General features: G+C 44.5%; 20 protein-coding genes. 15 read left to right on the top strand and 5 right to left on the bottom strand.

Annotated elements, in window-relative coordinates; genetic code table 11:
* The first annotated feature begins 4 nt into the window (after positions 1–4).
* The 13 genes from LEP1GSC052_RS00725 to LEP1GSC052_RS00665 all read left to right on the top strand — a co-directional run bounded on the left by LEP1GSC052_RS00725 (position 5) and on the right by LEP1GSC052_RS00665 (position 11370).
* A complete protein-coding gene (locus LEP1GSC052_RS00725) occupies positions 5–1162 on the top strand; it encodes an aminotransferase class V-fold PLP-dependent enzyme (RefSeq protein ID WP_010572420.1) in 1158 nt (385 codons plus the stop codon).
* Between the two features lie 197 nt (positions 1163–1359).
* Positions 1360–2310 (top strand): bile acid:sodium symporter family protein, encoded by a 951-nt coding sequence (locus tag LEP1GSC052_RS00720; RefSeq protein WP_020985373.1) that lies wholly within the window; start codon positions 1360–1362, stop codon positions 2308–2310.
* Positions 2311–2553: 243 nt separating this feature from the next.
* The gene (locus LEP1GSC052_RS21560) at positions 2554–2868 is read left to right on the top strand and encodes a hypothetical protein (protein WP_010572422.1); all 315 of its coding nucleotides are present in this window, start codon (positions 2554–2556) and stop codon (positions 2866–2868) included.
* Complete coding sequence (locus tag LEP1GSC052_RS00710) at positions 2859–3584, top strand: hypothetical protein (RefSeq protein ID WP_010572423.1); 726 nt, start codon at positions 2859–2861, stop codon at positions 3582–3584. The genes LEP1GSC052_RS21560 and LEP1GSC052_RS00710 overlap by 10 nt, the downstream gene beginning before the upstream one ends.
* Before the next feature lie 16 nt (positions 3585–3600).
* Entirely contained in the window at positions 3601–4266 is a 666-nt protein-coding gene (locus tag LEP1GSC052_RS00705) for an LA_3478 family PerA/PerB upregulated protein (RefSeq protein ID WP_010572424.1), read from the top strand.
* 26 nt (positions 4267–4292) lie between these two features.
* Complete coding sequence (locus LEP1GSC052_RS00700; protein WP_040912679.1) at positions 4293–4838, top strand: LIC_10705 family lipoprotein; 546 nt, start codon at positions 4293–4295, stop codon at positions 4836–4838.
* A 37-nt stretch (positions 4839–4875) separates the two neighbouring features.
* Positions 4876–5475, top strand: coding sequence for an LIC_10705 family lipoprotein (locus LEP1GSC052_RS00695; RefSeq protein WP_010572426.1), 600 nt, complete (start codon positions 4876–4878; stop codon positions 5473–5475).
* A gap of 18 nt (positions 5476–5493) precedes the next feature.
* Entirely contained in the window at positions 5494–6915 is a 1422-nt protein-coding gene (locus tag LEP1GSC052_RS00690; RefSeq protein WP_010572427.1) for an LIC10707 family hydrolase, read from the top strand.
* Positions 6906–7628 carry an LA_1694 family PerA/PerB upregulated protein gene (locus LEP1GSC052_RS00685; RefSeq protein WP_010572428.1) on the top strand — a complete coding sequence of 241 codons (723 nt, stop codon included), beginning with the start codon at positions 6906–6908 and terminating at the stop codon, positions 7626–7628. Before LEP1GSC052_RS00690 ends, LEP1GSC052_RS00685 begins: the two co-directional genes overlap by 10 nt.
* Before the next feature lie 2 nt (positions 7629–7630).
* Positions 7631–8269: a hypothetical protein gene (locus LEP1GSC052_RS00680; protein ID WP_020985406.1), complete on the top strand. Its 639-nt coding sequence runs from the start codon at positions 7631–7633 to the stop codon at positions 8267–8269.
* Positions 8270–8500: 231 nt separating this feature from the next.
* On the top strand, positions 8501–8665 hold the full coding sequence (gene rpmG / locus LEP1GSC052_RS00675; RefSeq protein ID WP_002998847.1) for a 50S ribosomal protein L33: 165 nt from the start codon (positions 8501–8503) through the stop codon (positions 8663–8665).
* 17 nt (positions 8666–8682) lie between these two features.
* Positions 8683–9138 carry a TraR/DksA family transcriptional regulator gene (locus LEP1GSC052_RS00670; RefSeq protein WP_010572430.1) on the top strand — a complete coding sequence of 152 codons (456 nt, stop codon included), beginning with the start codon at positions 8683–8685 and terminating at the stop codon, positions 9136–9138.
* 168 nt (positions 9139–9306) lie between these two features.
* A complete protein-coding gene (locus tag LEP1GSC052_RS00665) occupies positions 9307–11370 on the top strand; it encodes a hypothetical protein (RefSeq protein ID WP_040912622.1) in 2064 nt (687 codons plus the stop codon).
* Here LEP1GSC052_RS00665 and LEP1GSC052_RS00660 read toward each other — a convergent pair.
* The 3 genes from LEP1GSC052_RS00660 to LEP1GSC052_RS00650 form a co-directional block, all read right to left on the bottom strand.
* Complete coding sequence (locus LEP1GSC052_RS00660; RefSeq protein ID WP_010572432.1) at positions 11353–12744, bottom strand: PrsW family glutamic-type intramembrane protease; 1392 nt, start codon at positions 12742–12744, stop codon at positions 11353–11355. The two genes, LEP1GSC052_RS00665 and LEP1GSC052_RS00660, sit on opposite strands and share 18 nt — an antisense overlap.
* 43 nt (positions 12745–12787) lie before the next feature.
* Positions 12788–14758, bottom strand: coding sequence for an LruC domain-containing protein (locus LEP1GSC052_RS00655; protein ID WP_020985473.1), 1971 nt, complete (start codon positions 14756–14758; stop codon positions 12788–12790).
* A gap of 149 nt (positions 14759–14907) precedes the next feature.
* Positions 14908–15648: a ubiquinone/menaquinone biosynthesis methyltransferase gene (locus tag LEP1GSC052_RS00650; RefSeq protein WP_010572434.1), complete on the bottom strand. Its 741-nt coding sequence runs from the start codon at positions 15646–15648 to the stop codon at positions 14908–14910.
* A 122-nt stretch (positions 15649–15770) separates the two neighbouring features.
* On the opposite strand from LEP1GSC052_RS00650, the gene LEP1GSC052_RS00645 reads away from it, so the two are divergent.
* Positions 15771–16304 (top strand): MotA/TolQ/ExbB proton channel family protein, encoded by a 534-nt coding sequence (locus LEP1GSC052_RS00645; RefSeq protein WP_040912675.1) that lies wholly within the window; start codon positions 15771–15773, stop codon positions 16302–16304.
* Entirely contained in the window at positions 16301–16714 is a 414-nt protein-coding gene (locus LEP1GSC052_RS00640) for an ExbD/TolR family protein (RefSeq protein WP_010572436.1), read from the top strand. The genes LEP1GSC052_RS00645 and LEP1GSC052_RS00640 overlap by 4 nt, the downstream gene beginning before the upstream one ends.
* On the opposite strand, the gene LEP1GSC052_RS00635 is transcribed toward LEP1GSC052_RS00640, so the two are convergent.
* Both LEP1GSC052_RS00635 and LEP1GSC052_RS00630 read right to left on the bottom strand, forming a co-directional pair.
* Entirely contained in the window at positions 16715–17059 is a 345-nt protein-coding gene (locus LEP1GSC052_RS00635; RefSeq protein WP_010572437.1) for a nucleotide pyrophosphohydrolase, read from the bottom strand.
* On the bottom strand, positions 17056–18123 hold the full coding sequence (locus LEP1GSC052_RS00630) for a DUF1574 domain-containing protein (RefSeq protein WP_010572438.1): 1068 nt from the start codon (positions 18121–18123) through the stop codon (positions 17056–17058). Before LEP1GSC052_RS00630 ends, LEP1GSC052_RS00635 begins: the two co-directional genes overlap by 4 nt.
* Positions 18124–18129 lie beyond the last annotated feature (6 nt).

Here is an 18129-nt window from a genome sequence, read left to right as displayed (position 1 = left end):
AAGAATGCAATCCACCACGATCACCGATTGGAAAGAAATCCAAGATCTATATCCCGTAAATCAGGAGATGATCTGGTTGAACAATTGCGGGACCACTCCCTGCAATTTGGATACGATCCAAGCGGTCGGCGAATACATGGAAGGTTACTCCAAAAAAGGAGGCCTTACGGAAGTGCGCAAATACGCTTCCGTCAAACACGCGATTCGTAAGATCGTGGCGGGACTCATCAACTGCGACGTGGAAGAACTTTGTATCATCCACAACACGAACGAGGGGATGAACTTTTTATCCCTCGGCTTTCAACTGAAAAGCGGAGACGAGATTCTCCTTTTAGAAAACGAATATCCGAGTAATATTTATCCTTGGGAGCACTGGAAAGACAAAGGCGTTACGTTAGGATTCATTCCAATGGCATCGACTCCGGATCAGTTTCTGGAGAATCTAAAATCTTCGATCAGCCCTAAAACGAAAATCGTAGCTCTTTCCGCGGTTCACTGGTGTACAGGAATGCCTTTTCCTTTAGAAGAAATCGGAACGTTCTTGGATTCCAAAGGAATCGAATTCGTTTTAGACGGAGCGCAGGGAATCGGATTGGTTCCCGTCGACGTCCGTAAGATGAAACTGAAATACATCGCCTTTCCGGCTTGGAAATGGCTTTTGGGTCCTCTCGGTTTGGGAATGTTGTACATCCAACAAGACCGAATCGACACACTTTCCTTTCCGTTTAAGGGAACCGGGTCCGTGATCAATGACGAGGTTTATCTTCCATATCGCGCCGAACTGAAAAGCGGAGCCGACCGTTACGAGATTTCCACGGGAAATTTTATCGACTGGGTTTATTTTCAATCCACGTTAGAGATGCTTCAAAAGATCGGATTTCATTCCGTTATGGAAAGAATCTACGAACTCGCCGATTATCTTTCGGAAGGAATGAAGAATGTAGGATTTCAGATGGAACTCGATCATTTTCCGGACAATAGAACCGGAATCGTAGTCGGTCACAAAGAAGGAATCCCGATGGACGAACTCGTAACCTATCTAAAAAAGAACGGAGTGATGTGTGCGCTTCGTCTCGGAAAGGTAAGATTCTCCCCTCATATTTACAATCGCAAAGACCAGCTTGATCGGGTCGTAGAACTGCTCGGTTCTTTCTCCGGTTGATTCTCGAGGACCAATTTGTCGGTTGTCCAACAATTTTTAGTAAAAGTGCGGCCCCACCCTTACTTTGGGCGGAGGGGTGGGTGGTGGAAAAATTACGAGAGTTTTTTCTTTATCAGAAAATCATACTTTTTGCAAGTAGAAACTTTGATTCTTGTCGGAACATCTACGGAAATTCTTCCTTTTAATCCTTAAACTCGATGAAGACGAACAAAGTGCAAAAGATCGGAGAAATCGGTACCTTACTCTTTCCGGTCTGGGTTTTGACCGGATCGATTCTTTCCTTTTTCTTTCCGCATTGGTTTACTTGGTTTAAAGGTCCTTGGATCACATACGGACTCGGGTTTACTATGCTCGGCATGGGAATCACGCTCTTACCTCAAGATTTCAAGGACGTCTTCAAAACTCCGATTCCCGTTTTTGCGGGAGTCGTTTTACAATATACCGTAATGCCGATTTCGGGTTGGGCGATCGGGGTGTTGCTCGATCTTCCCGCTCCGTTTGCGACGGGATTGATCGTGGTTTCCTGTTGCCCCGGAGGTGTGGCGTCTAACGTGATTACGTATCTCGCCAAGGGAGATTTGGCCTTATCCGTTTCGATGACCGCTTCTTCCACGATTCTTTCCGTGTTTATGACTCCGCTTCTCACTCTTTTTTTAATCGGAAAAGGAGTGGAGGCTTCCGCGAGCGGACTTTTTTTCGACACGTTTCAAGTCGTCATTCTTCCAGTCGCTCTGGGAGTTTTGCTGAACTTTTATCTTCCCGACGTTTCCCAAAAAATTCAGATCGTTTCTCCTTTGATTGCGGTTCTTTTGATTACGATGATCGTTTCTTCGATCTTGGGAGCGAGTCGGGATAAGATTCTTCAATCCGCGGGAATTTTGATCGTCGCAGTCGTCAGCTTACACGCGTCGGGTTTCTTTTTCGGTTATCTGCTTTCATGGCTTCTCATTAAAAAACAAAAAACCGCAAGAACGATTTCCATCGAAGTGGGAATGCAAAACTCCGGTTTGGGCGTCGTTCTTTCCAGAAATAATTTTCCGGATCCGTTAGTCGCCGTTCCCGCGGCGATTTCCAGTTTGGTTCATTCTCTTATCGGAAGTTTGCTCGCGGCTTTTTGGAGACGATCGGCGAAAGAAGAAGCGGAATAAGCGAGTAAGAATTCTCTCTTCGTTTTTACGATCCCAACCGCAACTAACGTTCCATTCCTCAAAACATCTCGCACAACTTAGCAGCTATTTCGTCCCCTTAGCTCGAAACACTTAGTTTCACCAACCAAGCAATAGAACAATTTCAACATATTTGTCCTAATTTCTCTGTGAAAAGGATATATATTTTAAAATATATGCAAAAACGTTAGTTTTGCTTGCACCCCTATGAAAAAAAAGACAATCTTGCTAAATATATTTTTCCTCGTTTCCATATTTGCCAATTTTTTTCTAGGCTATACAATCCTTAAGGAAACACAAGAAACAGCTGTAACTCTCCCGATTGTACAGAAACAAGAGAGCACAAAAGATCCTCAAGAGTTCGTTTCCACCGTTTTCGTTCTTCCACATCCGCCCGACTTTTTAGAAGGAAAAAAGATTCGATTCCTTTCTTACACGACGCGAGCGGAAAACGGAAAGAAATGGATTCTCTTTAAAGAAAAAACGAACAACGGCTACAAAGAAACCCGAGTGGACGCGGGGGCGATCCGATGGTTTTGAAAAACGCCTTCGGACCCGTTGTCATTCTGATTGTACTTGTTGTCGGTTGTGCGACAAACCTCTTCGGAGAGAATGTTGGGGAGAATACCCGCTTTCGAAACGGAATTCTAATCTTAAAAGATGGTTCGGCTTTGTCGGGAGAAGTGGGAGAATTTTCGGACTACTACTTCATCCGAAATTCCAAGGTCGGGAAAAAAATCCAAAAAGAACAAGTAATCGATTTTGTCTCCGAAGAATATTATCAAAAGATAAAGAATGGTTCCGCGATCCGCAGCGCCGGACAATCCTTATTGTATTGGAACGCATCTGCGGACACTCAGTGGAGAGGATTTCCGAAAGAAGGCGTTTCGACAAACGGACAATTCGAAGATTCTTATACGCTTTGGATTAAAATCGGACTCGTTCTACTCACGGCCGCGGCGTATGCCGACGCAAATCAGCAAAACCAATCGTTAAAGAATTCTTATTCCGGCTTTAACGATAAGGAAAAAAACGCATTCCATAATTCTTATACGAGATATCAGGCCCTAGCGGCCGTCACGGCGGGTTTTTTCGCTTTCACCACCATCAAGGCTTTCGTTCGTTTTGGTAGAAACGAAAATTACAAGGATTTGCAAATTCCGAATCGGGAATTAAGACCGATCGGAGAAGCGCCGCAGTTAAGATCTTCTTCCGGAATTCCCACAATCCAATTCGGCATTACCCATAACTTTTAAAAGGACCGAGACAAACATGAATCAACGATACATTCTCAAATTAAAATATATAGCTTTTATAATATTCTTATCCGTCGCCGCAAATTGTATCAAATCGAACTCGGGAAAACTGCCCCCTTTGTTTAACGCGAACGTAACCCCGTATACTCCGGAAGACCTTGGAATTCCTATGCCGCCGCCGGGTTCTCCTCTCGCAACCTTACCCGCCATTTCGGACAACGAAAGAGCCGCAATCGAAGAATCGTTTCGAATGATGAACGAAAACGGACAACTCGATCAAAAGTTCGTGCAAGAATCTTCAATCGCATCTAAGGATGTGTTGTTCAATCGAGAACTCACCGATGCGGAACTGGAAGCGAAAGTGGAAACCGAAATCAAAGGACAATCCTACAACGTTTCGGTTGCAAGCACCGAACAACAAGTTTTACAAAGAGAAAGTCTCGCTGCGGACGCGTTTTACGGCAGGATCGAAAGCGATCTCAAAAACATGACTGTTCCCCAGCTGATCAAGGTACGGGAGAATTTTACTCTAAGTCTAGTAATGATCCGATTTATGATCGATTACGGTAGCAACGCGAACGGAATTCCGATTTCGATTCTCAACATGAGTCGAACCAAGGCGGTGGCGATCCGCCAAAAGGTGAACGAAGAGTTGATTCGGAGAGGAATTACTTCCTTATGAAACGGTTTCATTTTAGCAAGAAGGGAATGTTCCATAAACTGTTCTTAATGGGAATTACATGTTGGATGGGGCTCAATTGTAATCCTATGGACGATGGTAATGATGGCGTTGCTCAATACCATCGGGAGTTCACTGCTTTTTACTCATTGTTTTTTATTGTTCCGGATTTAGATTTCAATCAATTTTGCCCGCCCACGGATCAAATTCCAATTTTAGAGCCGGGAACGTACTCACGTTTTATGCAAGTAGGGGATACATATCTTTTTGATAATAGAGCAAGACTAAACGCACTCCAAGATACTTACGGCTCATCAAAATTTTTTACGTTCACCATTCAAGAAAGCACAGGGCAAGAAATAAGACTCGTTAGTCCTTATTGTAGAGATAATCCCAACGAATATAGTGCCGATGACGATTCAGGAATGTCGGGTCAACTGGAGACAGTATCTATTGATCTAACTGTACCTCCTCTACCCCAAAAAAGATTGGGATTTTTCACAAAACTGAAAGCATTATCTGGATCGGGAACAATTACATTCACAACTCCTTCTGCGCCAGACCCGCCACATTGATATTCTAAAACGAAAATTGAACAAGGAAAAAAGAATTATGAATTTATTAAATACCGTTACAATCAAATTGAGAGGGATGATCATGCTAAAGAAAATTCTGTTCGTAGTAATTGCAGGTTTCCTAGCAATACAATGTGACAACTTAAAACTCGAAGATTCAAATCGAGGAACTACCGCAGGGTTAGATAATAATTTCTTACTCACCTATGGTTTTTTCTTTATCGCTCCGAACTTAGATTTTAATCAATATTGTCCACCCACGGATCAAATTCCAATTTTAGAGCCGGGAACCTACATGCGCTTCATGCAAGCGGGAGATACTTATCTTTTTGATAATAGGGCGAGACTGAATTCTGTAAAATCATATAGCGGCTCTTCAGAATATTTTACTTTTACAATACAAGAGAATACAGGACAAAATATTAAACTAACAAGTCCGTATTGCGGAGATAGTTCGCTAGATTATAAAGCAGACGGCGATTCTGGGCTTTCGGGACAACTTGAAACACTTCGAATTAATCTAAAAGTCCCTCTTTTGCCACCTCGAAGATTTGGATTTTTTACAAAGTTAACAGCTCTTTCAGGTTCTGGCACAATTACTCTCACAACACCAACGGCGCAAGATCCGCCACAATAACCAAAGGAGAATTTTTAAATGAAGAAACTTGGAATTAAGTATTCGTTCATATTGATATTATTTGGTTTATTAAATAAACCTCTACTTGCGGATAAAAATAGCTTTACGTTTCTTTTACCTGACCAAAGTCACACGTTTGATCATTTTCTCGTTCAAACAAATTGTAATACACAATTCGACGACTTAAACCCAGAGTCCTTTGAACCAGATAAAACATTCTTAACTATGTATGGAGACAGTTTAGGCGATTTTGTAAACGAAGGATTGTATGGTTATTTCGGCTGGGATAAATATCTAACCTTAATGAACTTCGGAATTGCTTGGAATGTACAAAATCTTGCAATTGGGGGATATACAACAGAAAATGTTTACAACTTCATTCGAGATTGTGCTTATTCATACGAACGCAGAATCAACTTCAAAACAGCGCCGAATGTTGCCTTCGAAATCGGAGGCAATGACTTCTGGCACAATTCGATCATGCTTACCTTTATGCCTTGGAAATTCAGCGCCGTAGTCGGAAGAGTCGCGTTCAATACGAAATCCATTCTCTATCAATTGAGAAACCCGAGAAGAGACAAAAACGTTTTGGTGATGGGTAATTTTCCCAACCTTTCCTACAGTCCAACGCTCGGAAATATAAACAATTACTTTGTGCCTTTAGCGACTCATCCCGACGGTTTGTTCTCATACAATATGGACAAGCTACACGAAGAGCAGCAAAAAGCCATGTTGCAAGATGCGGAAGCCGCTGCGGTCGCTTTGCTTCCGTACGGGTGGCTCGGGTTGTTATTCATGCCGATCGATATGAACGAGCTGCACGGAGAATTTGTCCAGGCGATCATCGGAATCAAACAAGCGTATAATAATGCTTTGGCGACAATTCAAATCCAAACGGGTATTGAAGAATTAGAAATACTGCATATACAAATCAAAAACACGGGAATTTCGCCCACAAACCAAGACGAATGGTATTGGCTCTGGTTGCATACGATCAAAAACAATATCAGTATGGTTACGAGTTTAGGGATGCTCTTCTCGCAAGGATTGCTCGAACAGACCGCTGAGGAAGTGAATGCAAAATACGGCAAAGTTCATTTTCTCCCCATGTATCACTTATTCATTCGTCAAAATGATTGTTTCCATTTCGGCCAATGTTGGGTTGCAAATCCTTGGTTGTATCAGGACCAAGTCGGCCATTTGAACTATATCGGTTATACGGTGTGGGCGGGCGCCTTAGCTTCCAAAGTCACTCAACTCGATTGGCACAATTCTCTTAAGAACGGTCCTCCCCATTACAACGGAGCGGTTTCGATTCCCGGAGACGATACTGTTGTAACTTCTTTACCGGAAGAACAAGCTCCACAACCAGTCCAAGTCGATCCGCTTCCAATCGACATTTTGCTTCTGATCTGTTTATTCACGGGAAAATGTTGGTAAACTTCAAGTTCCGCATTCAGCGATTTTCGCTTTTGGTTTGCGCATTCCTGTTTCATTGTATTCAGGAAAACGCATCCAATCCGAATCTGCAGCTCGCCCTAATCGAAGGACAGTTACACGTAACACCCAAGCCGGAAATCCCCGTCATCAAGGCTTGCCTTGTCAACACACAGATTGCAAGCGGCAAAATCACGACTTGTTACGAGCTGGAAAAGGAACGATGCAATCTCGACTTTTTCAACAACATCAAAACGCCGACTATCCTACAAAATCGAAGAGACGATTTGAACTTTATCAGTATCAACTTTTCCAATTGTGCGGCCGCAACCGGTCCGTTATTCATAAAATATTCCAATCTACAAACGCCCGCGTCCATGCTTTGGAAAGATTCTTTCGGATTCGACGGAGCAAACTTGGAATCTCAATTTCAATTCACAAATCAGAAAAGCTGTAAAGAACTCGGATTACAAACAACGCCGTTTATCGGAGGCGGGTTCAATCGATTGCTCAGTTCCGAAGAAATGTCACAGCTCGACGGCCTGGAAGCGGAGCTTGCGCTCATTCCGACCACAAGCGCGACTTGCAAAAACGATTTGAATTTGAATCCGAACTTAATCGCGCTGACGCAGAACATACAAAACGGTTCATTGGTAAGAGGAATCACCTGCGCCTATCAAAACGGAAGCGGATATCCGATTTGTCCTTGGAAATGAGAATGTTCAAAAATTTTCTTAGTTATATTTTGATTCTCTTCCTTCTTTTGAGATGTTCGCCCGGGAAATCGGATCAACCGCTTACGGAAAGTTATACGAAACTTTTATTTTTAACGACGGCCGACCTTCCTTGCAATCCCGTTCCTTATTCTACAAGTTCTTGGAATTTTACGGACGCAAGCGAGGACGTCAAAGCGGGTTTTCTCAACGTTCCCGGTCCGGGAGTGGGGCATCTCGATCTTCTTTCGGGAAACGTGCAAGACAACGCGACTAACGTTACATTCTCCTTAAATCTTTCGTCCATACCGGAAACTCTCGGAGTCAATTTAAGCGCGGATCTTACCGAACCGGAATACGAGTGGACCTATAGTTTTTTTGGAGGGAATTCTTACAAAATCGGAATCGTTCATTATTCCCAAGGATCTGCTCAAAAGATCCAATTTCGAAACTTGGACGTGATGATTTGGCGCAATCTATCTTATATCGGAGGTTGTGGGAACCTCGATGTTCAGGGAAATACCGTGCGTTGGGTCTGCGAAAAAAACACAATTCCGCAACTTGCCGAACTTTCCCAAACGGCAACTGTTACAGTGGGAGCTTCGGCCAAAAACAATGGAATTCGATATTCCGATTGTCGCTAAAAACTTCCGGGTCCGATTCCTGCGTTTCCATTACAACGAATTTCCCGTCTTTTTCGAGAATTTTAACTATTCCTCCTTGATTTTTAAGCCCTCTCCCATTTTCTAGCAGAATACAACCTCCAGTACGACCGTTTTTGGGGCTTATTTCCAAATTTTTAGAAAAGTTGGACTGAAAGTGCGGGTTATCCCGTCTACTGATGAGGAATTTATTGAAATCGAGACAGTAGCGCCATGAGAGAAATTATCAAGCTCGTTTGTCAGGAACCAGGTTGTTCAAAAGGAAGAAGCACCTATCTTCTTACCAAGAACAAGAAGGCCAAAACTGAAAAATTGGTTACTAAAAAATTCTGCAAATTTTGCAGAAAACACACCGAATACAAGGAAACCAAGGTCTAAGATTTCCAGGTAACAGGATGACTGCAAAAAAACCGGCACCGGCATACGATAAAAAAGCTCTTCAAGAAATTTCAGAGCTCCTCCTTGAGAAGAAAAACGCTCTCTTGGAAAAGTATGCCCACTGGGAAGATAACAGCAGACCGTCCGGCTTGAAAGAAATGGGCGATATCGCCGATATCGCTTCCGAAATCAACGAAGAGACTTTGAGTTCCGTTCTTTCCGAAGCGGAGATCGAAACCATCCGCGAAATCGACGTCGCATTAGAAAAAATCGAAGACGGCACGTACGGAATCTGCGAGGGAACCGGTAAAAAAATCCCGATCGCCCGCCTCAAAGCGATCCCTTGGACTCGTTATACAGTAGAATTCGCAGAAACCCTTTCCAAAGGAAAAGGTTTCGCTCGCAAGAGCAACGCCGGAAGTCTTACCGGCGCGTATAAGATCCCATCCGATATGGATTCGATGGACGATTGATTTCGTTCCCGATTCTCCTCATTCTAAATTCATCCAACTCCAGTCCGTAAATTCAGGAAACGATTCTACCTTTTTATAGAAAGGGGAGAATTTTCGATTTTTCAGTAGCGTTGTTTGAACGCATTTTTCGATTGAAATCTGGGTCTTTTTACAAAATCCTCTTTATTCGTGCCCGGATTATTCAATAAATTAAGACCCCTTCGAACTCCCACGTTTTTCGGACTCATTCTCTGTTCCATCGCATCGTATCTTTTGTTCCGAAGTTTTCTTTTCGTAAGAGCGACCGAAGGAGCGGGGGTTGTCGCGATCGGAATGATCCAGTTTCTTTTCGGATTCGTTCCCAATCTCTATCACCGCAAGCCGGGAAGAATGTTCACAATGGCGGGCGCCCTCGTTTTGCCGGGACTTCTATATGATAAAACCGTAATATTCGGTTCTTTGAGCGGTCTTTTTGCGGGAGCGATCTTCGGAATTTTCCTAAGACAGTACATCTCCACGTTTCATTCCCAAACGGTGAACGAAGAGGATCCGATCTTCCGTTTTTTTTACATCAATCGCCCTTATAAATCATCTCTTCCGTTTTATCAAAATCCGAAAACGGGGATTCTTATCTTTTTAGGTTTGTTTCTTTTGGAACGGTTTTTCGTGTATTTCAACGCGCCTCCGTTTAAGGGGTTCGGAATTTTAGACACGGTGTATCTGCCGGGAATCAGTTCGAGATACGCGTTCGGTCTCAGTTTGGATTTTATCGGTTCTTGGATGCTCGCGATTCTTTACTTTTTGGCGGAAGAAGCGTCCTCTCACGAAAGCGATTCTCCCGTTAAATATTGGAGACAGGGTCTTTTTGCGGGAGTATTTTTGAATATTATACTATTCTTAATTCAAGGTTTGACCCGTTACTCCGTGATTCCGTTTACTCCGAGCGCGGGAGGTTCGTATTCCGTTTCCGGTTTTTTGGCGGATACGGGTTCCTTGAATTGGTTTTTTCCTTTGTTGATCGCGTATTTTTTTCATTATCTTCATTCCAGAAGCTGGAGAACTCCTACCAAAATCGCGCTCAGCGCGGGGTTGATTCTTCCCTTTATCGTTTTGGGCAAACATTTCAGCGCGGGTTCTTGGATCTTACTTTCCATTCTTCTAATGTATTCTTATTCGATCGGCGCGTTTCCGAAAATCAGAAACCGTTGGGTCCGATGGGCTTATATCCCGGTCGCGATACTTTTATGGATCGGATTTTTGATTTTGATCGTTTGGATCGGATCGTTTCCGTGGTCTTACGAATCTTGGCAGGAACTGCATCAAGCGTGGACGAAAGGATATCGCGGACCGGGCGGAACCTTCGTACGATTTTTGGATTTGTATTGGGGAGAAGGTTGGATTCAAACTAGATCGGCCTGGAACTGGGCCAAACAATCCGTATGGCTCGGTAACGGTCCCGGGACCTTCGTTTTAAACTGGATCGATTCCAGATCCACAAACCCGGTTCCTCCGGGCGGAATCCGAGAACTCGGTCTTACTTCCTTCGTTTTTCTTTTACACGACGGCGGAGTTTTGTTTACGGTTTTATTCTTAACCTGGATCGGTTTGGAAATCGCGTTACGCGATCATTGGAAGGTTTTGATTCTTCTTTTGCCGATCGTTTTGTTTTTTATGCCTTGGACGGGAAGCAGCGGAAGCGCGGCGTTCTTTTGTCTTTGGTTGATCGCGTCTTCCGCTCCTCAAGCGAGACAACCTCACAAAGCGATCGGAGGGGGTTTCAACCTTTTCGCGCTTCTTGCGGGAACCTTCATCCTGTTTTACGCGTTAGTCGGCATTGCTCCGAATCTACGCGGCCCCGAGTTCCGTTATGCGGAATTGAAGTCGTATCAGTTGATGGCGAAACGCCAAGGATTGATCCAGAACGGTTTGCGTTATCACGAATTCTCATCCGGTGCGACCTGGGTTCTGGCGAGCCGAGCTCCGATCAATCTCAGAGCGTTTATTCCCGCGGATAAAAAACTTTCCAAAGACGAAAAGGTTTACGTTCGATGGTCCTTTCTCGGACCGGATTGGATCGAAATCCAATCCAAAACGCTTCCGTTGTATTCGAACGCGAGCGCAGTCGGCCTTGCGGTTCCGGATCGTGCGAAGTATCTTCGCGCGGAAATTCTTTCCGGTTCTTTTTTCGAAAGCCGCATCAAAGACTTCGGAATTTTTGCGGAAGACTTCGACGGTTTAAATCGAGTGCGATGATCCGCCCGGACGTGCGATCTGATTCAGAAGATTCTGAAACTGTTGTTTGGTCCGAACGAATAATCTCCAGAAAAGAAGTTTCCAAGGCGCACGTACGAAAATAAAAACGGCCCCGGGTTCGAACTCGGGATCGTCCTCTCTTACGTTCAACCAAACGGGGATCGCGAGAATGTTTTGAAATTCCTTTCCCGCCACGTAAAACGTTACGTAAACACGATCTCCTATGACCAAGGTTTTTTCGATCGGTGAATAAAATCCCTTTCCCGAAAGAGAATACGCAAGCGAATGATATTCCCTTTCCTCCTGAACGATGGAAACCGCGATAAAAAGAGGGATCTTGAGAATTCTTTCCCGAAAGAATTTAGGATTGAGAATCCCTCTAAAAAGAATCAGAATACAAAGCCAGATCGGATACACCAAAAAAAGCCCGATGAATTCGGAGATTCTGATTCCTCCCAGCAAAACCGGAATTCTTTCCGGAAATTTTAGATAAATCGAATATAATAAAGTTGGAATCAAAAAAAGAAAAATAGAAACCGCGACTTTCCCTTTTGTAAGTTGTCTAAACAAAGGGATCGGACCGGCTTTTTGGATCTGATTCTGACTCGAACGCATCCAAGAATCGTAACGGGTGAACTTGGAAACGACCTTATAGTCGTCCCGATACAAGCCGATCGATTGTAAAACCTCTATGGGAAGAATGTTCTGCGAGACCGTAAGCAGATACTCCAGAATGAAAAATCCCGTCGCCAAAATCAAAGGAAGCAGAACGACCGAATCTCCGTCTATGAGCAAAATGTAATTGAAGGTTCCGTGCAGAATAAAACATCCGAGAAAACTGTAAAAGATCCCGAGAAAATTAAACGAAGACGGCCTCGAATGATAATACTGCATCACAGCGTAACCGTAGATTCCGCCGGTAAACGTATGGATCGGAAGCGAGGTGACCGCTCGGAGAAACAAAGGCCAGAAATCGAGAAGGGGAGAATAGAGAAGATTCTCCACAAGTCCGAAAGAAGCGCCTAACGTAAGTCCGAAATAGATCCCGTCCGAAGTGTTGTACACGGATTTTAATCCCTTAAAATACCAGAGGATTACGATCAGTTTCGGAATTTCCTCCAAAAGGGAACTTCCTTGAAACGCGCGATCGAAATGGGAATTCTCATCCAGATATTGTTGAACAAAAAGTTCGGGGAAGATGGAAAGTCCTACCGTGAAAATTCCGGAGAAGATCGCGGAAAGATCGAAAGTCTTTCGATTGGGATGATAATAGGTGTTGCGATAGAAAAACCAATAAAATCCGGCGGCGGAAACCGCCGTACCGAATTTCAAAAGGGGTATAAAGAATTCTTCGGATCCTAAGAAAAGGAACATATTCCTTTTAAATATCGGAATATGCCCCCTCGCTTTTGATCGCTTAGGCTCGGGAAAGCATCCTTCTTTTCAAAAGATACGCGGCGGTCGCGCCCGCGGCCATCAGAAGAATCGCCACAAGAATCGCGTTCTTTTTCACCGAGTTGAGTAAAAATCCCATCAGCTCGGATTCCACATCCGGAACCGGGAAGACCTTCGCTTCGTTGGTGATATGTTTATACCAATCCTTGTAGGAAGTTCCCTTTGAAGCCACCCAGAGGTTGAATTCCTTATAACCGGTCTGAGTGTCCTTACGAATATCCAAACCTTCATACGGATATTTCCAAGATCCGGGAACCAAAATCGCCCAAGGGAATTGATTGGAATCCAGATATTTGTCCGTTCCGTTCGCGTTTTTATAAAGTCCGGGGAAGTGGATCTCTTTACCCGTGTTGATCACCTTGATAAAGATGTCGTACGGATAATTTCCGATCGCCGATTTTTTTACCGGAGAATTGAACACGATCTCGATCGTCGCGATATGTCCCGGCTTATAAACTCCGCCCGGATTTACGTTCGGATTGGAAGTGGTCTTGTTCGATTCTTCGTGAATCTGAATCCCCGCGTTTAAGTCTGCGGAAGAAACGTTGATCGTATTGAGCGCGGTGATTTCTTTTCCGTCATCTCTTACGACTTTTCTGCTGTACTTAGCTCCGACCGAAACCGGAAGTTTTATAAAGAACGTATGTTTGTAACCGGCACCTCTTGCGACGTGTTGGTACGTTCCTCTCAAACGAATCACGTCGCCCACGGCGTTTAAGTCTTCTTCGTTACGGATATGAACCACGTAGTCGTTTAAGTCCGCGTCGCCAGCGCTCGGATACAAATCCTCATAAGCGACGGTGCTCACACCTTCCGAAGGAATTCGGATCAAGGAAGAACGGGTCGGATCCTGAGGATATGCATCCAAAGTATCGGGAACTCCGTCCTTGTCCGTATCGGTAGGAGCCGTTACGACCGGAAGAAGAATCTCGTATTTGATTTCACGATTGATTCCGATCACGTTGATCAAGTTGATTACGTTCGTGATCGATTCTCCGTTTGCGGTGATCTCCAAAGTGATTTGGCCGACCGCGGTTTCCATGGTGATCGTTCCGCTTACTTTTCCGGTGTTATCGGAAATTCCTTGGAAGAGAATGTTTCCTTGATTGTCGGAAACGATTACGGTCGCGCCGATTACCGGTTTGGATTGTTTGTCCGTAACGACTAAGTTCAACGGAATCGTTTGAACGGTGTTGTAGGTAAACGGAGCGGTTCCTACTTGGTCGTTTACCGTAATCACGCCGGTAACCGGAGGTGCGGTATTATTTCCAGTAGCGGAACTACCGGAATCACTCGAAGATCCAGAACCGGAATTGGAAGATCCGGAATTGCTTCCGCTATTAGAATTGTTGGAAGAACCGCTGTTGTTCGCGCCCGTATCGGTTCCCGTAGATCCGGATCCTGTGGCCCCGGAAGAAGAACCACCGGACGCAACGTTGTCACCGGAACCCGAGGAAGAACTTCCACTCGAACTCGAACCGGTATTGTCGGATGAACCGGAAGAAGAATTACTTCCGGAGGAAGATCCGTCGTTGGAAGTGCTGGAGCTGGAGGAACCGGAATCGGTCCCACCGGAAGAAGACGAAGAACTACTGCTCGAAGAAGATCCGCTATTGGATGTGCCGGACGAACCACTCGCATTCGAACCGGAACCGCTGTTGCTAGAACCGGAAGTCGACGCAGGCGACGAACTTCCCGAAGCGGACGGATAATACGTCACGCTTCCGTTGCTTCCCGTATTGTCTACGAGAACGACCCCGCCGCCGTTGGACGCGCTTGCCGTTTCGGTCGCGACGCCGGATTGGCCATTGGAGTTCGAGGAACTTGTGTCCTGATTGAGTAAGGCAAGAAGAGGCCACAACGCCCCTTTCTTTTTATGGTTACAACCGACTGCAATGCCCACGACAAGCAGTAATAATAGAATCTTCTTCATGATCCCTATATCCCTTTTTTTATTAGAATAAAAGACGAAGAGTACTACATATTAAATACTATTCGGACTCGGAATTATAGGGTATTTTTAAAGATTCATCAAAAACTTTTTTGTACTTCAAATGCCATTTTAGACATTTCTTATGTCTTTTAAAAAGGCTTTCGAGCGATATGAAGAACCGCATTTCCGAAAACGAAGTTCCTAAAGGTGACCGGAGTAAACCCTTGCGATTCCAAAATCGACTTTAGAGTTTCTTGATCGGGATAAGAAAGAGAGGAAACGGGAAGGTAATCGAACATTTCATTCTTACCACCCCAAAGAATATAACCGAGAATCGGAACGATCTTAAAAAAATAAAAATCGGCAAACCAACGGATCAAAGGATTTTTCACCTTACCCACGTCCAGATTCAAAAACAAACCTCCCGGCTTCAGAACGCGGTAAATTTCACGAAGCGCTTTGGGAAGATCGTCCACGTTGCGTAGACCGAAGCCGATCGAAACCGCGTCAAACTGAGAATTTTTAAAATTCTTCAGCGCGGTCGCGTCTCCGACCTCGAAACGAACCCGGCCCTGAGCGGCTTGTTTTACAAGACGGGTTTTTGCGATCTCGAGCATATTCTCGGAAAAGTCGACGCAGGTAACGTGATCGACCGAGGGAGAATTTTCCAAACGCAAAGAAATATCCCCGGTTCCGCAACAAAGATCCATAACTTGCAGATGATTCGGAAGATTCTTTTCCACCTCTGAAACCAAACGATTCTTCCAAAGGCGGTGCAGAAGAAAGCTGTTCCAATCGTTGAATCGATCGTATTTTTCCGCGATCTTGTTGAAGTTCTCCCGAACAAAACCGGCTTTGCGATCGACTTGAGGCATTTGAAATTCGGACATACGTGAATGAAATGATTTTAGAATGTTGCCGCTTGGCAAGAAGAGTTTTATACGATGTAAGTTTAGAATGACAAACGGAAAGGAAATGACAATCTGCTCCTAATCTCGGGGGTTTGTTTAACGTGGAAGCCTTGTTTGCAAAAGGGGGATGGGTTTCCATTCTCATCCTGATCGTAAGTTTCATCAATCTCGGACTTTTTATCAGAGTTCTCAGCTTCCTTCCCATTCTCAAAAGAAAAATCCTGTTTCGTCTTCAAGGCGGGGATCGAAACGGAAACAAAACCGAACCAAACCCGAACTTAAAATTTTTTCTCGAAGACCCCGATGAGTTTTTTACTCGGGAATTTTTCGGTCCCGAGTCGATGATCTCTTGGATTCGAAATCTCGCGGGAATCGCGACGATGCTCGGACTTCTCGGAACCGTGATCGGGATTTCCGTCGCGTTCGAGGAAATGAAAAACGCGGGCACGGTAAGTCTTGAAATTTTTTCGGAAGGAATCCGACTCGCGCTCAACACGACGATCCAAGGTCTTTGTGTCGCCATTCCTTCCGTGTTGGGATTTCAATATTTAAGAACGGTTCTTCATAAAACGGAAATCGAAATCAAATCCTCCCTCGACGAAACGAATCCAGTCGCCGGTAAATCCTCGGAATGAAAAAGAATCCTTCCCGGCGAAAAAGTCTTTTGGAAGGGGAAGATTCTCCCTTGGACATGACGAGCATGTTGGACGTCGTGTTTATCCTTTTGATCTTCGCGATGGTCGCGATGAGCTTTCAAAAAGAGGTTCATACGTTGCCGGTCGCTCTTCCCAAAGCGAACGCAGAGTCGGGAGGAACCGGAACGAAAAAGGAAATTTTTCTTTTAAAGAACGGAAATCTGCGTTATGCGGGATCGGATCTGAGCGAAAGCGACTGGAAAAAACTCGTTTCCAAAGGAGAATTCAACCGCGCCGTGGTTTGGATTTACGGCGACGAGGAAGTCGGCTACGGGAAATTCGTGTTCGTATTAAACAGTTTCAAAAATTCTAATTTAAAAGAATTGCATTTAGCTGTTAAGAAAGAATGATCAGGAACTCAGTTTAGGATTTTCCTTGTGACGATCTTTGTCCCTTTCGGTGTTTTTCTTTAAGGTGGCGCGTAACGCGTCTTCGAGAGAAATCCCCATCTGATTGGCCAAACAGATCAAAACGAAAAGAATATCCCCCATCTCTTTCGGAATTCCTTCCGGATCTTCTCCTTTTTTAAAGGATTGATCCCCGTATTTTCGGGCCATCAATCTGGAGAATTCTCCCACTTCCTCCACCAAGATCGCGAGATTGGTCAGCTCGGAAAAATAACGAACTCCGAAGTTGGAGATCCATTCGTCCACCTTTGTCTGAGCCTCTTTGAGAGAAAGTTCGGTCTCGCTCATCTCTGCGCGTCCAAACGATCCACGAGAATTTCTGTCGGTTCGGGATAACATCCTCCGCTCAAATGATGCGGATCGATGTATTTCTGACATTGCACTTGCGCGCGGAAATCGTTCATATCGAGAGGATATACATTCTTAAATTCTAATACGTCTTTGCGGATATTCTCCCATTTGGGATAGAACTCGGCGGACTTAACCCTTTTTTCCAAACCTTCGAAAAGTAGAGGAGACCAAAGAATCACTTTGACTCCGTTCTTTTCCGCGGTTTCCAAAAACTGAAACAGGAATCTTTTTTGTACGGAAGAAATTTGGATATAACGATAGACGTCGTTGTAGTATTTCGCGGCTTCTTCTTCCAATCGTTCGGGAGGTGTGTTGGTAAGAAGAACGTTCGGAATTCCTCCGTTGAACTTATCGGATTCGTTCATCAGAAGATCCCGGATCGCGAGCATCATCGTCATGGAACTCGGGTCCTTGATTCTCGCCATCGCTTCCTTAAAACGAGGAGGAAAGACGGTCGTCCTAAAAACTCTGGATCTTAAAAAAGTATCCCAGTCGTTCGTGGAAAACTCGGTCGCATAACGCAGAAAATACGGAAGGTCGTACGAATAACGAAGAGGATAACGATTGCAAAAATCGGTCATCGAATCCGGATAAAATTCCAAGATCGCGTAATCGGGTTTTACTCCCGCGGAGAGAATCTTTTCCAGATTGTAGTTGTGATACGAAAAAGGCGCGGAAGGCGCGGAGAAGTTGTAAACGATGAGGTCTTTTCTTTTTTTGCGGATCGTTTCGAGGGAGAATTCTCCCATGTGCGAGGTTCCGAAAAAGATCAAGGTTTTGTCTTCCGGTTTCGCGGCCGCCTTATTCTTTACCAATGCCGCAAGAACCCTGTCTTTCATTTCATAAAAATAATATTCCGCACCCGCTTCCGTGTAAGGCCTCACCCATTGCGAGGATAAAACCCGGTCCAAGGAAAACGCGAAGATAAAAAACGCCAAAGGAACCCAGAGCAGTTTTTTACGGAACAAAGGAATCCATGTTGTTTGTTTTTGGGAACTCATGATTCC

This window comes from Leptospira kmetyi serovar Malaysia str. Bejo-Iso9 (assembly GCF_000243735.2).
GTDB classification, from domain to species: Bacteria; Spirochaetota; Leptospiria; order Leptospirales; family Leptospiraceae; genus Leptospira; species Leptospira kmetyi.
The sequence above is the reverse complement of the archived record's forward strand: the minus strand, read 5'-3'. Positions and strand labels throughout refer to the sequence as shown.